Consider the following 25,441-nt stretch of genomic DNA (forward strand, 5'->3'; position numbering starts at 1 on the left):
TTTGTGAACAGATTTGATGTTAAGATTCTGAATTATATGCAGTTAACATTTATAGCTAATACTTAACTTCAAGTAATGCTTTAAGCTAGCTTTCTGCCCAAATACACCATTCCGATACAGAAACCAATCGATACCAGGACATTCAAAATGGCAATGATCCACTGTCCTTTTTCCATCAATTCCAGGTTTTCTTTTGCAAAAGTTGAAAAGGTACTGAATCCACCACAAATTCCAATAATCCAAAATGCCTGGAAAGCTTCTGCACTTGTCGGTTTCATCCGCATCATCCATACAAGCAAAATACCAAGCAACAAAGAAGCCAGCAGATTAGATACCAATGTTGCAACCGGGAAAACAGATTTTGGGAATTTGAGAATTAACTGACTTATCCCAAAACGCACCAAGGAGCCTATACCTCCTCCCAGAAAGACATAAAACACATTCATTCAGACACTGTTTTAGCGGCGAAAAATCGCTGATACAGCTTCCAAAATACAAAAGCCCACAAGATTCCCCAAATAACTCCGCAAATCACATCGGATAAATAGTGCATCGTCAGGTAAATCCTGCTTAGTCCTATCAATGCAACACAGAAAATCAGCACCCATTTTAAGTTCGGATAAAACTTGCGCAAAAAGAACCAGCCCAGCAATGCTACTGCAGCATTGTTAGAAGCATGAGAGGAAAAGAACCCATACTTTCCTCCCAGGTATGTATGCCCATCTTCCATAAAGTAATGCAGGTGTTTTTCCAGTATCAAATTGTGTGAAGGACGGTAACGCATAATCGTATCCTTGAAAAGGAAAGTCGTTGAACTGTCTACGATTGCAACCATCACCATGGCCATAACCAGGAAAATTCCCGCTGTTTTTATCCCGTATTTTTTCCAAATAAAGAAAATAAGGAGCAGATAAAAAGGAATCCAGGTTGCAGTTTTGGTAACATACCAAAAAAACTGATCCAAAAACGGCGTATTCCAACCGTTAATTGTCAGAACAATACTTCTGTCAATGGATTCCAGGTACTCAAACATGGTTCAAATGCTTCCAGATCAAATCTTTCAATTCCACAAGGCCTTGCTGGGCAACAGAAGAAATGAATACATATGGGATTTTAGGCAAATCCTTGCTAATAGCTTCCTTCAGCTCATCATCCAGCATATCTGATTTTGTGATCGCCAGCAAGCGTTCTTTGTGCAGTAATTCCGGATTGTACTGCTTCAATTCGTTCAAAAGCAATTTGTATTCCTCATGAATGTCATCTGCATCAGCCGGAACCATGAAAAGCAAGCAGGCATTGCGTTCAATATGACGCAAGAAGCGAAGTCCCAATCCTTTTCCCTCGTGAGCGCCTTCGATAATTCCGGGAATATCTGCCATTACGAACGAGCGGTAATCGCGGTATTTAACGATTCCAAGGTTTGGCCTGAGCGTTGTAAACGGATAGTCTGCAATTTCCGGTTTAGCCGAGGAAAGCACGGAAAGCAAAGTACTTTTTCCTGCATTTGGTTTTCCTACAAGGCCGACATCTGCCAGGATCTTCATTTCAAGGATCATCCAGCGTTCCTGCCCCGGTTCACCGGGTTGAGCAAAACGCGGTGTCTGGTAAGTTGATGATTTAAAATGATCATTTCCCAAACCACCACGACCTCCCGGAACCAGGATCTTTTCCTCCCCGTCTTCTGTGATTTCAAAAAGGGTTTCTCCGGTCTCAGCATCTTTAGCAAGTGTTCCAAGCGGAACTTCGATGTACTTATCTTCTCCCTGCGCTCCTTTCTGCAATTGGCCGGAACCATGTTCTCCATGGCCTGCTTTCGAATGTTTTTGGTACTTCAAATGAAGCAGTGTCCACAATTGTTTGTTTCCGCGAAGGATAATATGGCCGCCACGTCCTCCGTCACCACCGTCAGGTCCACCCTGCGGAATATACTTTTCACGTCGAAAATGCGCAGAGCCGCCGCCTCCATTTCCGGAAGTACAGTGAATTTTTACATAATCAACGAAATTATCTGATGCCATAATTTTCCTTTAGTTAAAAAGGTTCAAAGGGTTAAAAAGGTTCAATAGAGTTTAATACTAAAACCGTTTTTGAACTTTTGAACTTTTTGAACTTTTCGATCCTCCCTAAGACTTGAAAACCGCACTCTGTTCGAATGCGGTTAACGTTCCAATTGGTTCTTCTATTAATTATTGTCTATTGCAGTATACAATCTTTGTGAAATATCATCGATACTTCCGATTCCATCTACTGCAATGTATTTTCCTTGTTTTTCGTAATAATCTTTTACCGGCGCTGTTTCATTCTTGTAAACATTGATACGGTTCTGGATTACTTCCGGGTTTGCGTCGTCCGGTCTTCCGCTTACTTCAGCGCGTTTTTTCAAACGTTCGCGCAATTCGTCTTCAGCTACTTCCAATCCAACCATCATCGTGATCTCTGTATTGATCGTGCTCAGGAATGAGTCCAAAGCCTGTGCTTGTGCGTTGGTTCTTGGAAATCCGTCAAAAATGAAGCCTTTTGCATCTTTATGCTTTAACACTTCGCTTTTCAACATATTGATTGTCACCTCATCCGGAACCAGGTTTCCCCGATCCATGTAACTTTTTGCCAATAGACCCAATTCGGTTTCACCTTTAATATTTGCGCGGAAAATATCACCTGTTGATAGGTGCACCAGGTTATATCTGCCGATCAATCTTTCCGACTGCGTTCCTTTCCCTGCTCCGGGAGGGCCAAATAGTACGATGTTCAACATACGTTTTCTTTTAATGGGATTCTTCTCCCTTTAGTTGATAAATGTGTTCGGTATTTCTTCCCAGTTCATTGTAATCAAGGCCGTAACCTACTACAAATTTATTCGGTATCGAAAAACCAATATATGTTGGGGTATGTGTTCCTTTAAATGCTTCCGGCTTGAATAATAAAGTCGCTATCTCCAAACTTGCCGGTTTCTCAACCGATAACAAGGTAAATAACTTCTCCATCGTAATCCCGGTATCTACAATATCTTCCAAAATAACCACGTGTTTACCTTTGACAGATGTTGTCAACCCGATTACCTCATCCACTCTTCCGGAAGAATGCATTCCCTGATAGCTGCTCATTTTTACAAAGGTAATTTCGCAAGGGGAACGGAATTGTTTCATCAAATCAGCGGCAAACATAAACGCGCCGTTCAGCACCGCAATAAAAACCAGGTCCTTTCCTGCATAATCTCGCTCCAACCGTGCAGCTAAAGCCGAAATCTCTGACTGGATTTTTTCATTTCGGATAAAAATCTCAAATGTTTTATCGTTGAGTTGAAGCACTTTGTCGTCTAATTTTATGTGCAAAAGTAAGATTTTTACGCCAATTATTGGTTTTGAAGGTAAAGAAATCCTGCTATTTGGATTATTTCGTTGAATCTTACACAAATGATCCACCATAGATCCCGTTAAATCACACCGCCGGTGAAATCAGATATCTCTAAACGAACTATCTTTGCAGTATGAAAAAACAATGGAACGGAAATTCATATAAGGTCGGAATGCTCGGCGGCGGTCAATTGGGACGCATGTTTATACAAGAAGCTTTAAATTATGATGTCCATGTACATTGTTTGGACCCGGATGCAGATGCACCCTGCAGACACCTGGCCACCTCTTTTCAACATGGTTCTTTGCTGGATTTCGAGACTGTCGTGAATTTCGGGAATGACAAGGATGTAATTACCGTTGAGATAGAGCATGTCAATGTGGAAGCATTACGCGAGCTTGAAAACAGGGGGGTTAAAGTATTTCCTCAGCCCAATGTACTGGCAATTGTTCAGGATAAAGGCCTCCAAAAGCAGTTTTACCTGCAGCACGACCTGCCAACAGCGGAATTTACACTGGTAGACGGAAAAGAAGAATTGCTGTCAAAGAATATTCCGTTCCCTTATGTACTTAAATGGCGTAAGGGGGGATATGATGGAAAAGGTGTCCAAATCATGAAATCTGCTGCTGATTTCGAGCAGTTGAAAGATACTCCCTATGTAATCGAGCAATTAGTTCCTTTTACCAAAGAACTCTCTGTGATAGTTTCCAGGAATGAAGCTGGTGAAAGCGTCGTTTATCCTACAGTAGAATGCGAGTTCAGTCCGGTTGCAAACCTGGTCGAGTTCCTGTTCTCTCCGGCAGAAATTTCGGAAGAAGTGGAGAATAAAGCGCGTGAGATCGCATTGAAAGTAATCGATTCACTCCAGATGGTAGGGATTTTGGCTGTAGAGCTTTTCCTGACTGCCGACAATGAGATCCTGATCAATGAAATTGCTCCGCGCCCGCACAACAGCGGACATCACACCATAGAATGCTGTTATACTTCCCAGTTCGAACAACATTTGAGAAGTATCGTTAATGCTCCTTTGGGATCCACCAAACTGATTACTCCGGGAGTAATGATCAATTTGCTTGGAGAACCCGAATATGAAGGGATTGCTAAATACGAAAACCTGGAAAAAGTAATCGCACTGGAAGGCGTGAGTGTGCATCTTTACGGAAAACAGACCACCAAACCTTTCCGAAAAATGGGGCATGTAACGATTTACGGACCTACCCTGGACGAATTAAAAACAACCGGGAGAATGGTTGCTAAAGAATTAAAAATCAAAGCTTAAATAAAATTATTTCGCTTTAATTACTACCTTTAACCCCCATTTAAGAACAATTGAAACTGCGCACACTTATTTTTGTAATCTCACTATTTGTATTGAGTCAGCAACTTAATGCCCAGTTGTATACATTTCAGGAGTTTAACCACCAGGACGGACTAAAAATAACCACTACCCTTACAGCCACACAGGATGAACTAGGACATTTACTGATAGGAACAGATGGAAACGGGATAGTCCGATTTAACGGGACCACCTTTGAATCCATGCATACCGCCAGAGGCCTTGACCGTCCATATCATGTAACGGGAATTTCACTTGTCAACGGGGAGATCTACTTTTCCACCCTTTATGCAGGAATACTGAATTATTATAATAACGGAATCCATTCGTTCTATAAAATAAACCCGGTTGCAGAAGGATCAGCTTTAAACATCTCGAAATGCCAGAACAGGTTGTCCATTATTACCAACAATTATATCCTCGTAACCGATCTCAACGGAAAACTAATCCTGAAAAAACCTTATCTGTCGAGATACATTACTAAATGTGTCCAGTTATTGGAAACTCCTTATGGAAACATCCTGGTTACAGATAAAGATTCTTATTTCATCAGTGCCAGTGAAATAATTCCTTTGAACAAATGGGTCAATTCACCTGGTGTGAACTTTCGAATAGCTTGCTATCACCAAAAGAAATTGATACTTTACGATGAAAGCGGGAAAAACAAATACACTTATTACTTTTCGAATAACGGAAGCATTTTCAGGCAAACCGTTGAAGCAACTGGTTTTGAATTTTCCAAGGCTCCGATTGATAATGTTGCCTCCAGGAACAATCGTATTTTTTTCAGCCATTCGGACAAGCTGCTTTTTTCCATTGAAGGAGATAACCTGAAACGGATTGCTCCCAATTACAATAAAGAACTTGGAGTAATTTACCATTTGTTCATTGACAATTCGGGTGATTATTGGATGAATACTTCGCAGGGAATCACTAAAATCAGTATCGAACCATTTACAAAAGTCAAATTAAGCCCCATCTTCGAAGACAATTTGATCCTTCAGATTTTCCGAACGAAGAACAATAATTTCTTACTGGGAAATGGAAAGAACGAACTCTATTACGGTCCTCTGTATTCTCCAAAATTTCAGGTGAAAAAGAACCTGCGGGCCAATCATATATTGGAATGCCCGTTGGGAACACTAATTTGTTCCGAGACAGGAATTTATGAATTTAAAAACGGAGAAATCCGGGAAACCACTATTCCGGACCAAAAGGGTGAACGTATTAAGTTTGCTATTTGGGATGGTGAAAAACTCTGGTTTGCACCTGCCCAGAAAGGCCTTTACTCCTACAATCCGAAAACAAAGACCAGTACGAAATTAAAGATGACCGGTACTCCGGATTATTTTTACTGCGGACAACAATCTGCAGATGGGAAGTTCTTATACTTCGGAACAAATGAAGGTATCAAAAAACTAACCCTTGCAACCCGGGAAATCAAACACCTTACTCATTTCAATAAGATTGGAGCATATGCAGGAAACGCAACTACAGATCGTTATGGTAACCTGTGGTTTTCATTTGACCGTGGAATTGCTGGCATTGACCGGAACCACCGACTGATTATTATCGAAGATCAGAAAATCCTTCCTTCCTATTTGTTCTATACACTTACTGCGGATAAACTGGGAAATCTGATCATTGGAACAAACCTGGGCATCCATATTCTAAAAATGGACCTGAAAGGTAAAGTCGTTTATCACAAAAATTACAACGAAAAAAACGGTTTCAAAGGATATGAAACCAATATGCGTGCTGTTTTCCAGGATGAAAACAGAGCATTCGTAGGAACTTCAGAGGGCTTGTTTTTAATTAACACCGAAACTCTCAAAAACTATCCTGTCCCACCGAAGCCCATTATTATTAAAGGACGCTTATTCCAAAACGGGGTAATACGCGATGTAGACCAGGGGAAATACCTGACTTTCAAAACTATTCTTTCCAAAAACAGCGGACTTGAATACTATTACCGGATTAACGGGTATCATAAATTTTGGGTAAAGCTCAATAGTTCCGGTGAAATGAAAATGCCCGAACTGGAAAATGGTTCTTACAAATTGGAAGTTCGATCCACTTTCGACGGAATTAATTTTTCGGAAACAGCTCATTACCCGATTCTGGTGCACAACCCTATCTGGCAATCCAAATGGTTCATTGTCATCATTATTCTGTTCCTGGGATTGTTGAACATTGGCTACCTGGAATGGACCAGAACCGGAATGCGCATCAATCTTTATGAAATCAGCTACAATTCCCTGGATCCGCGCTTCGTTCCGAAACTGCTTTTGTTCGGGGCGCTTACCAATGTACTGACCGGACTTATCATTTACTATTTTGTAGATGAAAAGCTGGCTTATGTCATGGTAAACATCATTGCGAGTTCAGTACTTATACTGGCCTATTTTGTTCACCGCATTTCTTCCCGCAGGAACAGACTGGATTACATCAACAACCTGAGTTTGTATCTATCCCTGGTAGTGCTTTTTATCCAATTCTTCTACATTCTCTTTATCTCCAACATTCATCCTTATCCGATCACGGCGATTGTGCTTGTTTCCAGCGCTTTACCTTACCTGTTAAACAACATCCGCTCGATCATCATTATTTGCTTGCTGGAAATCCTTGTATCTGTAATGATGCTGATCTGGATCGAAAACCCGATATATAACGGGGTACTTTTTGTTTTAACGATCGGTATTTCTTCGGCATTGGTTGTAATGGTGACCTACCTGCGAAACGATTCCCTGGAAAAACTGTTCTTTGTCAGCAACATCCTGAACAAAGGAAACATGATGGCGATTTCTTTTGACCAAAAGGGAATCATTACTTATTGCAGTAAGAACCTTTCCAACTTGCTGCATATCGATTCCAACATGATTGTCGGGAAATCCCTTTCCACCCTGAACCCCATTGTAGTTTCCGCTGAAATGCGCGAATTCTCCCTGGGAGATGAATTCTCCGACGGAAAAATATTCCTGGTACCGATGTACAATAAAAAAGGAGAAGTCATCTGGATTGAATGGTCCTGCAAGTATTTCTCTGACTCTGTGCGAGTTATTATGGGACAGGATGTAACAGAAAAACTGACTTTGACTACCAATTACCAATCATTGGTTGAGAATGCACACGATATGATCTTCAATACGGATATTGACGGAAACTTCACTTATCTGAATGAGATGAGCAGCCGTACATTCGGTTACAAACACGAAAACCTGGTTGGAAAAGATTCCGTAACCATCGTTCATCCCGAATACCGTGAGATCGTGAAGGATTTCTTCCGCAATCAGATCATTAACCGAATCCAGAATACCTACCTGGAATTTCCCATTCGCACAAAAGAAGGCCGTATCATCTGGCTCGGGCAAAACGCCTCTATCGTGTTCGAACCGGGTTCACGAAAACGCATCATCGGGTTTACAGCTCTTGCACGTGACATCACAGAAAAAAGGGCTAATGAACTGTTAATCGAACAGCAGAACAAAGACATTACATCCAGTATCAATTCTGCCAAACGCATTCAATACAGTTTGTTGCCGAAAGCATCCGAGATAGGAAGTCATTTTGAGGATTATTTCGTGATATTCAAACCAAAGGATATCGTTAGCGGGGATTTCTACTGGACACACAAAATCGGTAATAAACTGATCCTGGTGCTGGCCGACTGCACCGGGCATGGGGTTCCGGGAGCTTTCATGACCATTCTTGGAATTAACCTGCTGAACCAACTGGTAATTGAACGAAAAATTGATGACCCGGCACAAATATTGAATGGCCTTAACAACGAATTGCACAAATTACTGCATCACGGGAATAATACCTTAACAACGGAAGGAATGGATGCATTGGTTGTAGTTTTTGAAGGCAGCGACATCCAATTCGCAACAAGTGGTGTTGCCCTGATCCACATTCATCAGGAGGAATTCAACCTTTACAGGTATACGAAAATCGAAAAAGATACGGAGCTGCAGATCTATGAAAACAAGACCCTTACCCTGGAAGAAGACGATCAGCTTTACCTGATTACAGACGGATTCCAGAAGCAGTTCGGATCTATCCGCAATAAAAAGTTCTCTTTCAAACGCATTCGGGAGCTGCTTGAGAAAATCAAGGTCGAATCGATGCCTTTACAGAAGAAGTATTTTGAAAATGCCTGGTCGAATTGGTCGGAAGGACATGAACAAACGGATGATATAACGATTATCGGTTTGAAGAAGTACCAGGGGAAGGAATAGCCTGAGGCAGGCACTAGTTACACGAGGTTTTATTTCCCGCTGATCTCACCGATTACGCAAAGGATTATTTAATAATAAGGACTTCGCAGGCTCAGTCATGGCAGCTTTGCTGTTTTTTACCCCAAGGCACAAGAAGTTCACAAGAATTTATTGAGCTCATTCGATCTCCGCCTTCGGAGAGCTCTCTTTTTTAATCACTTGAACCACGGAGTATGTATGCTGTAAACAGGTAGTTTTTTTAGCTAATTATTGTTTTCTTCACCAAATAGCGCACCGGGAAATAGGACGACAACACACTCAAAAGAACAACCATTCCCAGGATGAATAATACGTCTTTCACCTGCAGAATAATCGGGAAAGCTTCTCCGCCGGAATTCGGCATTTTCAGGAACGCAAACTGCATTTGAAGCAGACAAACACCCACACCCAAAACCAAACCGATCAAAATTCCCTTAAAGGCGATCAAAATTCCTTCGAAGAAGAAAATCCGGAAAATAAACTGCCTGGTAGCGCCAAAACGTTCCATGGTTTCGATATTTTCCTTTTTCTCGATGAAGAGCATGTTCAGGGATGCGACTAAATTAAATGCGGCCAGAACAAAAATAAACAAGAGGATCAACACCACGATCTTCTTTTCACTTTCGCTTGTCTTAAAGATCAGTTCGTTCTTTTCAGCAGCCGTTTTGACCTGGAATTTCTCCCCGAATTTAGCTTGAAGAACCGTTTTGACAGATTCAATATTCTCCTTCTCAGCATGAATATAAACCGATGTAATGTCCGAGCCATAATTCAGCTGAGTTTCCGCATAGTTGATCGGAACCAATACATCAGACATATTTACGTCTTTATTGTAATTCATTCTGCCTACTACTTTCAGCGGAGAGACCTTGAACGGACTTTTCAAACGGGTCATCGAAGCATCCCTGAGCGGTGTGTAGAGCATCAGTTCTTCGTAGCCATCCATTTCGGAAATATATCCGTCAATTTTATCCAGTAAACTTGCACCTATAACTGCGGTTGGCTGCCCGTTCTCCTCCAGGTAGGGATAGCCGTCAACCATGTGTTCTTTTAAATTGCATGCATCCGTAAACGAATAATCCACACCCACCATGCGTGCATTGATCCATTTCTTACCATGCTTAATAATAACGGTTTCTTCAATAGCTTTTGAAACGGAAATAACTCCCGGTATTTTGCGCAGGTTATCCAGCTTAACAGTTGTAGAATCAAATGTTTTTCCTTCCAGCGAACGCATGGTGATAGCCGGATCGTAATCCGAATAAAGCTTGGAAACCATTTGCTCAATTCCGTTAAAGGCAGATAAAATAATCACCAGTGCAGCTGTAATAACCGCAATTCCGACAACCGATATACGCGTAATCCAATTAACCAGGTTTCGCTGTTTCCGGGTATATCGAAGATACCTTCTCGCTATGAAAAATGAAACCTTAATCTTTCAATAATTTATCGATGGTTTCAGCATAATCCAAAGAATCATCGATGTAGAACAGAAGCTCCGGAATTTTATGCATGTTCTTCAAACGTTTTCCTACCTCTCCGCGAATTTTTCGTGAATTTTCCTGGATATTTTTTAGTACTTCTTTCTTATCGGGCCCCATGAAAACGGATAAATAAATACGTGCCAAAGAAAGATCGGAAGTTACTCTTACAATCGTCACACTGACCATTGCACCCAAGCAAATCTCACGTGCATTGCGTTGAAAATAAGTCGATAATTCTTCTTGAATTACTCCTTCAACCCGGTTTTGTCTAATTGAACTCATACTGCAAAGTTAAGAATTGTAAACTCGTTCATACACAAAGGACAACAAAAACATATCTTTGTACTGCATGAAATCGATATTAGCATTCCACAAATACACTTTTTCGTATAAAGCTCCGGCTATACTTACGATCTTTTACAACTTGCTTTTCGTGATATTCAATCTCATTTCCATGATTTTGTTTATCCCCTTTTTGCAATTGATCTTTAAACCGGATCAGATCACGAATTTACCTGAACCCATTTACAATGGCGGATTTGTTGCGTTTTTTCTTTACTGCAAAGACCTCTTCAATTATACCATGCAGGAAATGGTGAAAGAAGATCCGAAGGAAGCCTTATTATTTGTTTGTTTTGCCGTATTGATTGCTTTTTTCCTGAAAAATCTCAGCCGTTACGGAGCCATTTGGTATCAGTCACAATTGAGAATGGCGGTTGTTCGTGATGTAAAAGACCAGATTTTTTCCAAAGCAATGAAGCTTCCGCTTTCTTTTTACACGGAGGAACGCAAAGGAGATCTGATGTCACGAATGAGCAGTGACGTAGGCGAAATTGAAATTGCGGTGGTAGCTATTTTGGAATTGATTTACCGGGAACCTTTCGCTATTATCATAACCGTTGGCTCTTTGTTATATATCAGCCCGCAACTAACGCTAATCTCTTTTATTCTTCTTCCGGTTTCCGCATTTGTCATTTCACGCATAGGTAAAAGCCTGAAACGTACCGCCAAACAGGGACAGGAGCAAAACGGGATTGTTTTTTCGACCATTGAAGAAGCCTTGGGCGGCATTAAAATCATTAAAGCCTTCAATGCTATTCCGTTCATGACCGAGCGTTTTCGTAAGATCAACCTGAGACATCAGCAATTAATTACCCGTACATTCCGCAAGAAAGACCTTTCTCCTCCATTGAATGAATTCCTGGGAGCAGCCGTGATGATCTGCCTGGTTTGGTTTGGCGGTGTGATGATCCTGGATAAGGATGTAAACAGTTTAACCGGAGAAGGTTTCATCACCTTCATCATTGTATTTTCCCAGCTTTTAAGACCTATCCAGGGAATTGCAACTGCTGTAGGAAACCTTAATAAAGCAGAAGCTTCCCGTGACCGGATCAATTCCATTTTGGATATGGATGAATCCATTTACGAAGCTGAAAACCCGAAGAAACTGGAAGGACTGAAGAATGAAATCCGGTTGGAAGGCGTGAGTTTCAAATACAAAGACGAATGGGTTCTGAAAAACATCAACTTTGATCTGAAACGCGGTAAGACCATTGCTTTAGTAGGGGAATCGGGAAGCGGTAAATCAACCATTGCCGACCTGCTTCCGCGCTTTTACGACGTGAATGAGGGCGCCATCTACATTGACGACATCAACATCAAGGAATACGGACTGGAAGACCTCCACAAAAACATCGGGATTGTTTCCCAGGAATCCATCTTGTTCAACGACACGGTCCGAAATAACATCGCTTTCGGAAGAGAAGATGTTTCCATGGAATTAATTGTAAAAGCCGCCAAAATTGCACATGCAGACAGCTTCATCGAACAACTGGAAAACGGTTACGACACGATCATCGGGGAACGGGGGAACAAACTTTCCGGCGGACAAAAACAACGCCTAAGCATCGCAAGAGCAGTTTTGAAAGACCCTTCCATCCTTATTTTGGACGAAGCAACTTCTGCGCTGGACACTGAAAGCGAACGCATTGTGCAGGGAGCCCTTGATGAATTAATGAAAGACCGCACCTCTTTGATCATTGCTCACAGAATGAGTACCATCATCAATGCTGATGAAATTTTAGTACTGTCAAAAGGCCAGATTATTGAGCGTGGAAAGCATCAGGATTTAATTGCTTTGGGAGGAACATACGCGAATCTTTGCGGTCTCCAGGGAATCTTCAATTAATTTGTGATTTTTTGACTGATAAATCATTGATTCCTACTGTTTAATCAGTATATTTCCATTTTGGTTCGCTTTTTGTATTTGAGCAAACAACTATTCCACTTACGGAACGTTATTTAAGTATGAAGCTGATTTGTCTGATAGCACTTCTTTTACCTCTCTCCTTGATGGGCCAATTGGTTACATCAGCTCAAAGTGCTGCATCTTTAGTTCAGAATACGCTTCTTGGTCCTGGGGTTACTGTTTCAAACATTACTTATAACGGCGCATCAGGCACAATCGGAAGATTTACGGCAAACGGAACAAACCTGGGAATCAACTCGGGAATTGTTATTACTACCGGAACCATTGCAAATAACGGGGACGGTCCGCAGGGACCTAATAATTCGACCAATTCCGGTGTTGATAACAACTACCCCGGCTTTAGTGCTTTAAGCAGTCAGGCAGGAGCACCGACTTTCAATGCAGCCATCCTGGAATTTGATTTTGTTCCCTATTCAGATACGGTGCGTTTCAAATACGTTTTCGGATCGGAAGAATACCCGGAATACGTATGTTCCCAGTTCAATGATGCATTTGCATTCTTTATTTCCGGACCTGGAATAGGTGGAGCAGTGAATATTGCCAGACTGCCTAACGGACAACCCGTTACAATCAATAACGTGAATGGTGGAAATCCAGGAGGAACAGGAAGCGGAATTCCTGCTTGCTCAGCCACTAATCCTGCATATTATGTAAACAATACAGGCGGTACCACCATTCAATATGACGGATTCACCAAAGTGTTGGAGGCAGTATCCAAGGTTCAGTGCGGACAAACCTACCACCTCATCATTGCTATTGCAGATGCCGGTGACGGGATTTTTGACTCTGGAATTTTCCTGGAGGCAAACAGCTTAACATCCAAGGCTCCGATCGAGGTTGATTATACTTTGTCATCAGACCCGTTCAACGACGGAAAAACGATGGCTGAAGGATGTGTAAATGCAACTGTAACACTTACAAGAACAAAAAATCTATCGCAAACAGTAACTGTTCCTATCCTTGTTTCCGGCACTGCTACGGAAGGAGTTGATTATACGAATATCCCCAATTCGGTAACTTTCAATCCGGGGCAAACGACCGTAACATTTAACCTCAGTGCTTTTGCTGACGGTGCAGCGGAAGGAATAGAAACAATCGATCTCGATTTTCAGCTTATGGATCCCTGCGGAAACCTCAACCCTTACCTGGTGAGTCTTCAGATCGGAGATATTGAACCCGTAACGGTCACAGTGAACTCTGTAGATAAGCTTTGTCCACAAGATGAGGCTGTGCTTACTGCTGTTCCGGGCGGAGGTTCCGGACCATACACTTTTCTCTGGAGTACCGGTGAAACAACGCCTACAATTACTGTAAATCCGACAGCGACTCAAAACTATACGATCTCCGTCACTGACAACTGTTTGAATGAAACTGCACAGGCTGTTGCAACAGTTACTGTTCCTGTATATCCGCCGATAGCATTGATATCCACACCCGATATCACCGAAATTTGCCCTTACGTTCCGAAGGAATTAACTGTGCAGGTAAGCGGTGGTGCAGGAAACTACACATATTCCTGGCATCTTGCCAATGGCAATGTTTTGGGAACAAATGATACATTGGATGTAATTCCGAGTACAAGTACAATGTATTATATAGAGGTAACGGATCAGTGTGACGTTGCTGCATTGGATAGTGTCTTATATACAATTACGAGTCCGCCATTGGTATTAACGATGTCACCGGATCAAATCATTTGTCCGGGGGATACCGTTCCAATCAGTGTAAGTGCAACCGGAGGATACGGTCAGTATTTTTACAACTGGCTTCATAGCGGAGAAACAACTGCTCAGGTATTTGTTAACCCTTACACAACGACTTCCTACACCGTTTCCGTGTCGGATGAATGTCAAACCTTTACCGTAGAGGGAACCACAACCGTAACTGTTATTGAACCTGATGCAGATTTCGTTATTTCAAGTAATACTTTATTTGAAGACTTACCGATTACATTCCAAAACCTTACACTTGGAGGAAACACTTATGAATGGGAATTCGGTGACGGACAAACATCTACCATGGTCCATCCGAACAATACATATGATGTTCCGGGAACTTATTATGTAACACTTATTGCGACGAACTATCTCGGATGCAAGGATACGGTTACAAAACCGATTACTATCCAGGAAGAATACTGGATCTACGTTCCAAACACATTTACGCCGGACGGAAACCAGTTCAACAATACCTTCAAAGCATCTATGATCAACATCGGTGAAGTAGATGTTACGATCTATGACCGGTGGGGGATTTTAGTATTCGAATCAAAAAGTATTCGCTGGGAATGGGATGGTACCTACAAAGACAAACCGGTTCCTGACGGAACATATACCTACAAGATTAAATACACCACCAGATCAAGTATCTACGGTGAGTTCGTAGGTCACGTGAATGTGTTAAAGTGATTTGGTACGCCCTCCGTCAACAGGGATATTGATCCCATTGATATAGCTAGCCGCAGGAGATGCCAGGAATGCCACGGCAGCCGCAATCTCTTCAGGCTTAGCAATACGCTTCATCGGTGATTCATCAGCCATTTCTTCAAAGATAACGTCCACGGAATCTCCTGTTTTGGCAGATTTATTCGAAGCTATTTCCTGGAGTCTTGTAGTATTCGTTGCTCCCGGGAGAACATTGTTTACGGTAATATTGAATTGTCCTAATTCGTTCGCCAGTGTTTTACTCCAATTACCTACTGCACCACGGATCGTATTTGAGACTCCAAGTCCCGGAAGTGGTTGTTTTACACTGGTAGAGATAATATTTACAATCCTTCCCCCGCCAGACTGTTTCATTCCCGGAACAACGGCCTGAACCAAAATATGATTGCAAATCAAATGCTGATTAAATGCATCCAGGAATTCTGAAATATCAGCATCGATGATCGGACCGGCTTTCGGTCCTCCGGTATTATTGATCAAAATATCAATCGATCTTCCATTTGCAAGAAAATCTGCAATCCTGGTTTTCAGATCAGAAGGATTTGTAAAGTCACCTACCAGGTATTCATGAGTCTGACCTGCTTCTTGCGGAAGTTCTTCCTTCACCTGCTTCAACTTTTCTTCATTTCGCGCCAACAAAACAATATCAGCACCCATATCAGCTAATTTTAAAGCAACTGCTTTTCCGATACCCTGTGTACTTCCAGCAACCAGAGCAACTTTACCTTTCAAATCTTTCATCGGGAGTAAAATTAATCATTCTATACTTTAAACAGTACTTTTGATCTGTTGATTTAAGTGTTGCAGCCCTGGCAGAGCTTCACTTCTCTTTTTTAATTAGACACGGCATTTCTAATTCAATTAAAAATGTTAATAATTGATAAGTCAAGATGTTTTTTGTTATAAATTACACATGTTAATAAAAAATTCATTATCTGTTAATTATTAAATTGTTAAACGAAACATAATAAATATTCGTTCGGAAACTTGAAATACAAAATATTCACTTTTTACAACAATTTAATTAACTCTCTACCCACTTAGTTGAAACTATAAACTTCATTTTTCAAGCGTGGTTTTAACATATTTTTGTGAAAACTGAAGATTATGACTAAAAAATTACTCTGGCTGGGTTTATTCTGCCTGTTTGGCTCATATATATATGGGCAGACGGTGATAAATACCACCCATCCTAACAACAACGGAAACGGCTCCGTTACGTTCAATGTTCAAAACACCAATGCATTCGATATTATTATTACCGATATCCAATGTCATTTAGGTTCTACTGCAACGAACAACATTGAACTACTTTATCGTACGACCCCTTTTATAGACAATGCGGCCCCATGGGATTTCGGTACCGTTGGATCAGGTCAAAACGGATGGATTTCCGCAGGTACCGGAGTTGTCTCCAATTCAAACACTGCAAACGGGATTGTTCCCTGTTTGACTTCTTTGTCACTAACAATTCCTGCTGGAGCAACTTATCAGCTTGGTTTGTCAGCAACTACCATGCAGTATTCCACATTAACAAACGGTGCCGGAACAAACACATTCAGTGGCGGCGGTGTTAACATCCTTACAGGTGACGGAATTTCCTGGGGAGGTACGGTTTACCCGTCCACTCCGGCAAATTATCCGCGCGGTCTTATCGGAGGAATTACCTTTATTCCGGCAGTTCCTTGTACTTCACCACCAACTGCAGGAACGGTTTCGGCTGCAAACAACCCTATTTGTCCTTCTGTAAACAATACACTTTCTATTTTAGGCGGAACCGGGGGAACAGGACAAACTTATCAATGGCAGAGCTCATTGACAGGTGCTGTTGGTTCCTTCACTGATATTCCCGGTGCAACAAACAGCACTTATATTTCGAACCAAACTGCAGACACTTATTACCGTGTTTACATGACTTGTGGAGGCCTTACTGACACCAGTGCGGCACTACTTGTTAATACCAGCAATTTTATCAACTGTTATTGTAACAGCAACGCTACCAGCACTGGAGACGAAGAAATTCTCAATGTAAGTATCGGGACCTTGAATAACAGCTCAACTTGTGCAACAACGGGAGGAGCAGGATCTATACAGAACCAGTATTCCAATTACACTTCCCTGCCTGCGACCAATCTTGCTCAAACAGTTAGTTATGGATTGAATGTGCAGGTAGGAACCTGTGGTGGTAGCTATAGTAATATGACGAAAGTATATATTGACTATAACCACAACGGATTATTTTCCGATCCGGGGGAAGAAGTTTATGCCTCTGCAGCTGCTACAGTTGGTCCTCACAATGAAATCGGAACTGTTCTTATTCCACTAACAGCTACAACAGGAATCACACGCATGCGTGTAATTAACGTAGAAACCACTGTAATCGGGAGTATTACTCCTTGTGGAACTTACACGTGGGGTGAAACAGAAGATTACTTTGTAAACATTGTTCCTGCACCGACATGTCCACAACCTACTGCTTTCACAAATCTTGGCGCAACAACTACGGAAATTGAACTTGGATGGACAGCAGGAGGATCAGAGTTGTCATGGCAGCTGCAATACGGACCTCCGGGATTTGCTCTTGGAACAGGTGATTCTGTAGTTGCAACGACGAATCCGTTCACGCTTACGAACTTAACACCAAATTCATTCTACCAGGTTTATGTTATGGGGATTTGTTCTTCTACGGATTCATCTTACTATACCGGACCGATTTCTTTCAATACTTATAACCAGGGGCTTTATATGGACTGGTCAACGGATTGTCCTGCTGCAGGATTTATCGATATTTCAACAACAGGAACTGATCTGGTATTGACAGACGATTCTGAAACCGGTATGACACTTCCATTCCCTATCCTTTACCAGGGAACATTAGTTACTGATTGTACGATCGGTAACAACGGAGGTATGGCACTTGGTACAACAACTGCTCAAATCGGTTACGGAGGCAACATGACAACTCAACCGGGAAGCTTTATTTTCCCTTGGGGTGATGATATGGATGATGAAACCGGGAACGTTTACCACCAGACAATCGGAACGGCTCCGAACAGAACATTTATTGTTCAGTGGGACAATATTTGTAACTTCTCCGGTTCTCCGACAGCTCCGACGGTTACTTTCCAGGCACAATTCGATGAGGCTACCGGAAAAATCTGGTTTGTTTATGAAGACGTTGTTTTTGGTGCTCCAAATGCGGGTGATGATTATGCTGCAAATGCTGACATCGGGGTTTCCGGACCTAACCAGGATTTGAACGTATCCAATGATAATGCTTCTTACCTTCAGAACAACAGTTGTGTTGAGTTTTACTATACGGATTGTCCAAAACCTAAAAACTTTGCAACAACGTTCCTGGGCCCGGATGAAATTCAATTTGGCTGGACTGCGGGATTCTCTAATGAGACAAACTGGATTATCGAATATGGTACCGAAGGATTTACTCCTGGTACAGGAACGATTATGAATGAGACAAACACGTTCTCAAGTATTTCCTCATTAATTCAATTAACTGATTACACGATCTATATTTATGCAAATTGTGCAAACGGTGATACATCTTTAGCATTGGTTCACAATTTCACAACCCTTCCATACTGTTCGAATCCTTCAGGAATCACTGGTGCAACAGATCCGGATTCATTGGAATTAACCTGGAACTGGACTGAATCAAGCCCGGCTTACCCGGTAACCGGATTCAACATTCAGTACGGTATGACAGGTTTTACGCTTGGAAGCGGATTTATTGATGATGCTACAGGTATCAACTTTGCAGACACAGTATATAACACTGCATTAATGGGATCTGGTGTTTACCAGGTTTACGTTCAGGCAGAATGTGACGGAACAAGCGACACTTCAGGTTGGGTAGGTCCAATTACCGTGATAATGCCGATTACAAATGATGACGTCTGCGAACAGGAAGCACTACAGTTAGGCGAAACTTATACCTTTAACAATGTAGGTGCAGGAGTTTCCGTGAACGAATCAAACATTGCACCTCCTGCGACTGGTGCTCAGCAAACCGACGGATGGGTTAACTCTACATTGAACGGTACATTATGGTATACGTTTACAGCACCTGCATCGGGTTCGGTTAGAATTAACTCTACAGGACTTCCTTATAACGGTCAGGCTGCTGTTTATTCTGCAATTAGCTGTTCAGATTTCAATACATTTATGTTGACGGCAGCAAATGATGATGCTATCGGTGGAACAAGTTTAGCTCCAAACTTCACAGTTTGTGATCTGACTCCGGGTGCTACCTATTACATTATGTATGATAAATTTGATGGTACTACGGGTAATTTTAGCCTTGCTGTATCAGCTATCGTTCTTGAAGGTGGATCTGCCGGTCCTTTAACAAGTGTTTGTACGGGAGAAATGGTTGACCTGTTCACTACTATTTCCGGTAATGATAACGGAGGAAACTGGTCTTCTTCAATTGCAGCAGTAAATGCAAGCATCCAGGATTCTATGTTTAACACTACAGGACTTGCATACCAAACATTTGATCTTGAGTACCGTGTATCAGATGGTTGTGCTTATGATTCGATTGTTTCGCAAGTTCGTATCTATCCTTTATCCAATGCAGGACAAGACGGTTCAATTACAGCTTGTAAAAACGAACCTATTGATTTGTTAGCAGGATTGAACGGAAACGCTGACTTGAATGGTGATTGGTATGATCCATCAGATGTTCTTATACCAAACTCACAAATCATTACGGAGAATTTCCCTGGTCAGTATAACTATGATTACATCTCAGGAAACGGTATTTGTCCGAATGACACCGCAAACGTGGTTGTTAACGTAAGTTCGACTTGTGACTTTTTATCTTTAGATGAGAACGCACTTGAGCAGGTAAACATATACCCGAATCCATCTACAGGAGTTGTATTTATTGAATCAACATTCAGCACTGGCAACTTCGACTTAGTGGTAACAGATGTAAACGGGCGTACTGTTCAAATCGGTCAGAATACAATTTCTGCCGGAACAAACAGCGTAAATCTAAAAGATGTAGAACGCGGAACTTACTTCTTTAAACTTTCTACCGAGAACGCTGAAAAAGTGTTCAGAATTGTTATTCAGTAAGTTAACAAAACAATAATATCCGGTAAAACCCTTTCTGAACTGGAAGGGTTTTACCGTTTAAAATTTAACTACAAAAATTTGTTTCTTACTCAAAATTATATGAGATTTACAACTATATTTTTAATTGTTCAAAAACTTGTTACATCTATAAATAAGCGTTATTCTTTTAAAAAAATACAACCATTTACAGATTTATCAATCATTGATATGTAATCAACCCCTCCAAACACATAAATCATTTATTAAAATTTAAATTATGAAAAAAAATTACTATTTGGGATTCTCCTGGCTGATGCTGTGGGCATTTGTCCTCTTTGGAGAAAAGGCTCAGGCACAAGTCTCGAGTTACCTGTTTAATGAATCAACCGCAACATATACCCCCATCACAGGAGGTACTGTTTACGGGACAACAACAACTGACGATCAGCGGTTCGTCGATCCTGCAGTTCCTGCCGGAGGTACAGCAGTAACCGGGGTTGGTATTCCGATCGGGTTTAACTTTACTTACAATGGCTCTGTGTTCGACCGTTTGGCGATTAATGCCAACGGATGGATCTCACTGGGGCAATCTTCACTGACCCCTTCTGTAGACATTACTTCTACGAGTTCATACACTGCATTGTCTACAGCCGGAGCCACTTCACCTGCAACTTTGCGTAATCGAATTGCAGCAATGGCTAGGAATTTAGTAGCACAGACAGGTGCGGAAATTCGCGTAGAAACAATCGGTACAGCCCCAAACCGCATTTGTGTCGTTCAATGGTCAGATTACAAGCGAACCGGAACTACCGGAACAGGTGATACACTCAACTTTCAAATTCGTTTATTTGAAACGGCCAACTATGTACAGATTATGTATGGGAACTGTGTATTTGGCACATCGTCCACCGCATCAACGCATGTAGGTCTTGGAGGAACTACCTCAACAGATTATAACAACCGTACATCCACTACTTCCTGGTTAGCTACAACTGCTGGTACCGCAAACAGCCAGGGAATTACCATTAGTGGTACAGTAACTCCACCAACATCCGGATACTATTTCATTTGGGGCCTTCTCCCAACCGTTCCACCTTCACCTGTTCAAGCAGCAGGAACACCAACTTGTTCGGGAGGAACTCAATTAAGTATGACAGGATCACCAGTTATTTCAGATGAAATTTGGTATTGGCAAACAACACCAACCGGAACAAGCACCACAGAACCTGCTTCCACTCCGTGGACAGTCTTTGCCAATGGAACGTATTATGTACGAGCGTTCAATCCAATGCTTAATGCATGGTCAACAGAATCTTCTATTACTGTATCAAACTTCCCGGTTGCAACGACACCTCCTGCACCAACAGCTGCAGCAAATCCTGCATGTACTCCGGGAACAACGATTTCCATGCCAGCTGCACCGGCGGGCACTGAGTACTATTGGCAAGGAACAACCGTTAACGGATCAAGCAATGCCGACCCGGCAACTGCTCCTTTCAACGTAACTGCAACCGGAACTTATACTGTTGCAGCGTACGAAACAGCTACTCAATGCTGGTCTCCGACAACCAGTTTAACTGTAACTGTAGACAGTCAGATTCCAAACAACCCAACTGTAAGTGCTCCTTATTTGAATATCTGTACAGGAGAAACTACAGCGATGATATCAGCAACAACAACTTCTAACGCTCCGGGTTCCCTTTCTACAACTTCTGCGGGAGGAAACGGCTGTGGCGGTGGAGCTATGTTTAATATCACAACGAATTCAAATGCAGTAAACGTGACAAGTTTGGATGTTATTCCAAATGTCGGCGGAGCACAAACTGTTGAAGTGTTCTACAAAACAGGTACTTATCTTGGAAGTGAAACAACCGCAGGAGCGTGGACTTCATTGGGAACTTACCCGGTGACTACAACTGCAGGAACACCAGTAAATATTGACATCACAGACTTGTTAATTCCTGCATCTTCTCTTTACGCTATTTATGTAAATTACGGTGCACAATATACTACAGTAACAGGAGCAACAAACTACACAAACGCGGACATGACGATTACCGCGGGAGCTGGGCTTTGTTCTCTTTTTGGTGGTGTAAATGCTAACAGAGCTTTCAATGGTACTGTTAATTATACTATTCCGATTGCTTCTTCTGCAACGTGGTTTGATGCTGCTTCCGGTGGGAACGCAGTGGGAACAGGTTCCCCGTTTGAAACAGTGGGTACAACAGTTATGCCAACTGCAACCAACGGATCTTACAATTTTTACGTGGCATCTACCCTTGGTGGTTGTTACAGTGCAGTACGTGAACTGGTTACCGTTAACGTGAATCCGGTATCTGTTCACTTAAGTGCAATTGATATTTCATGTAATGGTTTAACAGACGGATCATTTGCTTTAGACAGTGTTGATTGTGGTACAGGTCCTTTCCTTTACTCAGTGGATAATGGTCCTTTCCAGGCTATTCCGACAAATTTAGCGGCCGGAACTTACTCAATCGTAGCACAAGATGCAACGATGGCATTGAGTGCTCCGAATACAATTGTTATCGTTGAACCAAGTGCTCCTCAGAACCTGAATGCATTTAATGTGACTTATTTTAATGGTCAATTAACATGGACGCCTCAAGGAAGCGAAACAACATGGAACGTGGAATATGGACCTGCAGGATTTACTCCGGGTACCGGAATCCCAATGACAGGTGTTACGAATGATACCATTCCAGTTACAGGTTTGACAGAAAATACTGCTTATGAGTTCTATGTTCAGGCAGGATGTACAACTTCTTCTGATTGGGCAGGTCCTTTTGCATTCTCAACAGATCCTGGATTCCTGGCTTGGGACAATGAGTGTCCGACCATCGGATTCTTTGATATTTCAGGGACGGGAACTGATTTGAACTTAACGGATGATTCAGAAACAGGAATTACGCTTCCATTTGCTTTCCCATACCAGGGAGGTTCCGTTACAGATCTTACTATTGGAAATAACGGTGGAATCCAGTTGAATACTTTAACCGGTAATGTTGGTTATGGCGGAAACATGACTACAATCACAGGAGACTACCTATTCGCCTGGGGAGATGATATGGATGATGAAACCGGAAATGTGTATTACCAGGTAACCGGTACTGCTCCGAACCAAATCGCTATTTTCCAGTGGAACAATCAGAACAACTTCAGCAATGGTGCCGGATCAGTTACTTTCCAGATCCAAATGTACGAGTCAACAGGAGAGATCTATTATGTCTATGATGATGTAGAATTCGGCGGAACAGAAACTGCGGATGATTATGCAGGAAATGCAGACATCGGTCTGTCAGGTCCTACAACTGATATCAACGTTTCTAATAACAACCAGGCATACCTGCAAAATAATTCATGTGTTCATTTCTATTATGCACTGTGTCCTAATGTACAGAACATGACTGTTATTACAGGAACAGATGACGCACAATTGAACTGGGATGCGGGTCTTTACGGAGAAACAGACTGGACTGTAGTTTACGGTTATGAAGGATTTGATCCGACAATTTCCGGACAGGAACTTGGAATATTGAGTGTAAATAGTTCAGATGTGAACTTCGGAAACACATTGGAACAATTGACTTGCTATGATGTTTATATTTATTCCGAATGTCAGGCAGATAATCTAACTTCTGAAGGCTACCTTGTAAACTTCTGTACGAAACCATACTGTTCTGATATCACTGCACTTGCAGGAACTACAGATATTGATTCTATAGAATTGACATGGAACTGGATTGAATCTAGTGTTGCTTACCCGGTTACAGGATTCAATATTCAGTATGGAATGAACGGCTTCACCCTTGGAAGCGGATTTATTGATGACGCTACAGGTATCGACTTTGCGGATACCGTATTTAACACTGCACTAATGGCTTCAGGTGTTTACCAGGTATATGTTCAGGCTGAATGCGCGGGTACAACTGACACTTCTAACTGGGTTGGTCCTATTACTGTGATCATGCCTGCTGCAAATGATATCGTTTGTGAACAGGAAGCGTTGTTATTGGATACCGATTATACTTTCAACACAACCGGAGCAGGTGTGTCTGTAAACGAGTCAAATATTGCGCCTCCGGCTACCGGAGCTCAAGAAACTGACGGTTGGGTAAACAGTACTTTAAATGGTACGCTTTGGTATTCTTTTGTTGCACCTGCAACAGGCCAGGTGCGTATCAATGCAACTGCAATCGGATTCAACACACAGGCAGCTGTTTACTCGGCTGTAAACTGTGCTGATTTCAATACATTTACATTATTGGCCGCAAATGATGATGCAATCGGTGGGACCAGTTTAGCTCCAAACTTCACGGTTTGTGATCTGACTCCGGGTGCTACTTATTACCTGATGGTCGATAAATTCACCGCTACGAACGGAAACTTTGCTATCCGCATCTCTGATATCATTCTAAATGCAGGTATGGCAAGTCCATTAACAAACGTTTGTACAGGGGATACTGTGAATCTATTTAATACTATCACAGGATATGATACAGACGGAGTTTGGTCTTCATCTATCCCGGCAGTAAACATCAGTATCGTTGATTCGCTATTGTTGTCAGAAGCTATTTCTTTCAACACGTATAACCTTCAATACCGTGTAACTGACGGATGTGCTTATGACTCCATCGTTTCACAAGTGAAAATTTTCGCGCCGTCTAATGCAGGAATCGATGGTTCGATTACAGCTTGTAAAAATGAACCTATTGATTTATTGGCCGGATTGAATGGAACTGCTGACCTGAACGGTGACTGGTATGATCCGTCAGATGTTCTGATGGCAAACTCGCAAATTACGACAGCCAATTTCCCTGGTCAGTATAACTATGATTATGTATCAGGAAACGGGGTTTGTCCGGATGATACGGCAAACGTAGTTGTCAATGTACTTTCCAATTGTAACTGGTTATCTGTAGATGAAAACACCCTTGAGCTGGTAACGGTTTACCCGAACCCTTCTACAGGTGTTGTGTTTATTGAATCAACATTCAGTACAGGTAGCTTCAACTTAGTGGTAACAGATGTAAACGGCCGTACAATTCAAACCGGTCAGAATACAATTTCTGCAGGAACAAGTAGTGTCGACTTAAAAGAGGTAGAGCGAGGAATTTACTTCTTCACACTTTCAAATAACGATGCTCAAAAGGTTTTCAGAATAGTTATCCAATAACAGACTTAAAATCTTCACTTTAAAA

14 protein-coding genes are annotated in these 25,441 nt (G+C 41.8%); 6 read left to right on the forward strand and 8 right to left on the reverse strand.

Annotated features, from left to right (window positions below):
• Positions 1-80 precede the first annotated feature (80 nt).
• The 5 genes from crcB to hpt form a co-directional block, all read right to left on the reverse strand.
• Entirely contained in the window at positions 81-446 is a 366-nt protein-coding gene (gene crcB, locus QZT69_RS08005) for a fluoride efflux transporter CrcB (RefSeq protein ID WP_294672767.1), read from the reverse strand.
• Positions 443-1,033 carry a phosphatase PAP2 family protein gene (locus tag QZT69_RS08010; RefSeq protein ID WP_294672771.1) on the reverse strand — a complete coding sequence of 197 codons (591 nt, stop codon included), beginning with the start codon at positions 1,031-1,033 and terminating at the stop codon, positions 443-445. The genes crcB and QZT69_RS08010 overlap by 4 nt, the downstream gene beginning before the upstream one ends.
• Positions 1,026-2,018, reverse strand: coding sequence for a GTPase ObgE (gene obgE / locus QZT69_RS08015; RefSeq protein ID WP_294672772.1), 993 nt, complete (start codon positions 2,016-2,018; stop codon positions 1,026-1,028). The genes QZT69_RS08010 and obgE overlap by 8 nt, the downstream gene beginning before the upstream one ends.
• 164 nt (positions 2,019-2,182) lie before the next feature.
• The gene (locus tag QZT69_RS19160; protein WP_367242058.1) at positions 2,183-2,755 is read right to left on the reverse strand and encodes an adenylate kinase; all 573 of its coding nucleotides are present in this window, start codon (positions 2,753-2,755) and stop codon (positions 2,183-2,185) included.
• Between the two features lie 10 nt (positions 2,756-2,765).
• Positions 2,766-3,332, reverse strand: coding sequence for a hypoxanthine phosphoribosyltransferase (gene hpt, locus QZT69_RS19165; protein WP_367242060.1), 567 nt, complete (start codon positions 3,330-3,332; stop codon positions 2,766-2,768).
• Between the two features lie 155 nt (positions 3,333-3,487).
• On the opposite strand from hpt, the gene QZT69_RS08025 reads away from it, so the two are divergent.
• Both QZT69_RS08025 and QZT69_RS08030 read left to right on the forward strand, forming a co-directional pair.
• The gene (locus QZT69_RS08025; RefSeq protein ID WP_294672774.1) at positions 3,488-4,633 is read left to right on the forward strand and encodes a 5-(carboxyamino)imidazole ribonucleotide synthase; all 1,146 of its coding nucleotides are present in this window, start codon (positions 3,488-3,490) and stop codon (positions 4,631-4,633) included.
• A 92-nt stretch (positions 4,634-4,725) separates the two neighbouring features.
• A complete protein-coding gene (locus QZT69_RS08030; RefSeq protein ID WP_294672776.1) occupies positions 4,726-8,928 on the forward strand; it encodes a PAS domain S-box protein in 4,203 nt (1,400 codons plus the stop codon).
• 238 nt (positions 8,929-9,166) lie between these two features.
• Here the strand turns inward: QZT69_RS08030 and QZT69_RS08035 are convergent, their stop codons facing one another.
• Both QZT69_RS08035 and rbfA read right to left on the reverse strand, forming a co-directional pair.
• Positions 9,167-10,381, reverse strand: coding sequence for an FtsX-like permease family protein (locus tag QZT69_RS08035; RefSeq protein ID WP_367242104.1), 1,215 nt, complete (start codon positions 10,379-10,381; stop codon positions 9,167-9,169).
• Positions 10,377-10,712: a 30S ribosome-binding factor RbfA gene (rbfA, locus tag QZT69_RS08040; protein WP_294672779.1), complete on the reverse strand. Its 336-nt coding sequence runs from the start codon at positions 10,710-10,712 to the stop codon at positions 10,377-10,379. Before rbfA ends, QZT69_RS08035 begins: the two co-directional genes overlap by 5 nt.
• 67 nt (positions 10,713-10,779) lie before the next feature.
• On the opposite strand from rbfA, the gene QZT69_RS08045 reads away from it, so the two are divergent.
• A complete protein-coding gene (locus QZT69_RS08045) occupies positions 10,780-12,618 on the forward strand; it encodes an ABC transporter ATP-binding protein (protein ID WP_294672782.1) in 1,839 nt (612 codons plus the stop codon).
• A 119-nt stretch (positions 12,619-12,737) separates the two neighbouring features.
• Positions 12,738-15,107: a choice-of-anchor L domain-containing protein gene (locus QZT69_RS08050; RefSeq protein WP_294672785.1), complete on the forward strand. Its 2,370-nt coding sequence runs from the start codon at positions 12,738-12,740 to the stop codon at positions 15,105-15,107.
• Here the strand turns inward: QZT69_RS08050 and QZT69_RS08055 are convergent.
• Positions 15,099-15,884, reverse strand: a complete 786-nt coding sequence (locus tag QZT69_RS08055) for an SDR family oxidoreductase (RefSeq protein ID WP_294672788.1) — start codon at positions 15,882-15,884, stop codon at positions 15,099-15,101. The two genes, QZT69_RS08050 and QZT69_RS08055, sit on opposite strands and share 9 nt — an antisense overlap.
• Positions 15,885-16,250: 366 nt before the next feature.
• Here QZT69_RS08055 and QZT69_RS08060 point away from each other — a divergent pair, with 366 nt between their 5' ends.
• Together QZT69_RS08060 and QZT69_RS08065 are read left to right on the forward strand one after the other, a co-directional pair.
• Positions 16,251-20,243 carry a GEVED domain-containing protein gene (locus tag QZT69_RS08060; protein ID WP_294672791.1) on the forward strand — a complete coding sequence of 1,331 codons (3,993 nt, stop codon included), beginning with the start codon at positions 16,251-16,253 and terminating at the stop codon, positions 20,241-20,243.
• Between the two features lie 256 nt (positions 20,244-20,499).
• Positions 20,500-25,416 (forward strand): T9SS type A sorting domain-containing protein, encoded by a 4,917-nt coding sequence (locus QZT69_RS08065; protein ID WP_294672794.1) that lies wholly within the window; start codon positions 20,500-20,502, stop codon positions 25,414-25,416.
• The last annotated feature ends 25 nt before the right edge of the window (positions 25,417-25,441 follow it).

This window comes from uncultured Fluviicola sp., from assembly GCF_902168135.1.
Classification (GTDB): domain Bacteria; phylum Bacteroidota; class Bacteroidia; order Flavobacteriales_D; family Crocinitomicaceae; genus Fluviicola.

Excerpts from the sequence above, each read along its gene's own strand:
- crcB (WP_294672767.1), bottom strand. The coding sequence starts at position 446 with ATGAATGTGTTTTATGTCTTTCTGGGAGGAGGTATAGGCTCCTTGGTG.
- QZT69_RS08010 (WP_294672771.1), bottom strand. The coding sequence starts at position 1,033 with ATGTTTGAGTACCTGGAATCCATTGACAGAAGTATTGTTCTGACAATT.
- obgE (WP_294672772.1), bottom strand. The coding sequence starts at position 2,018 with ATGGCATCAGATAATTTCGTTGATTATGTAAAAATTCACTGTACTTCC.
- QZT69_RS19160 (WP_367242058.1), bottom strand. The coding sequence starts at position 2,755 with ATGTTGAACATCGTACTATTTGGCCCTCCCGGAGCAGGGAAAGGAACG.
- QZT69_RS08025 (WP_294672774.1), top strand. The coding sequence starts at position 3,488 with ATGAAAAAACAATGGAACGGAAATTCATATAAGGTCGGAATGCTCGGC.
- rbfA (WP_294672779.1), bottom strand. The coding sequence starts at position 10,712 with ATGAGTTCAATTAGACAAAACCGGGTTGAAGGAGTAATTCAAGAAGAA.
- QZT69_RS08045 (WP_294672782.1), top strand. The coding sequence starts at position 10,780 with ATGAAATCGATATTAGCATTCCACAAATACACTTTTTCGTATAAAGCT.
- QZT69_RS08050 (WP_294672785.1), top strand. The coding sequence starts at position 12,738 with ATGAAGCTGATTTGTCTGATAGCACTTCTTTTACCTCTCTCCTTGATG.
- QZT69_RS08055 (WP_294672788.1), bottom strand. The coding sequence starts at position 15,884 with ATGAAAGATTTGAAAGGTAAAGTTGCTCTGGTTGCTGGAAGTACACAG.
- QZT69_RS08060 (WP_294672791.1), top strand. The coding sequence starts at position 16,251 with ATGACTAAAAAATTACTCTGGCTGGGTTTATTCTGCCTGTTTGGCTCA.
- QZT69_RS08065 (WP_294672794.1), top strand. The coding sequence starts at position 20,500 with ATGAAAAAAAATTACTATTTGGGATTCTCCTGGCTGATGCTGTGGGCA.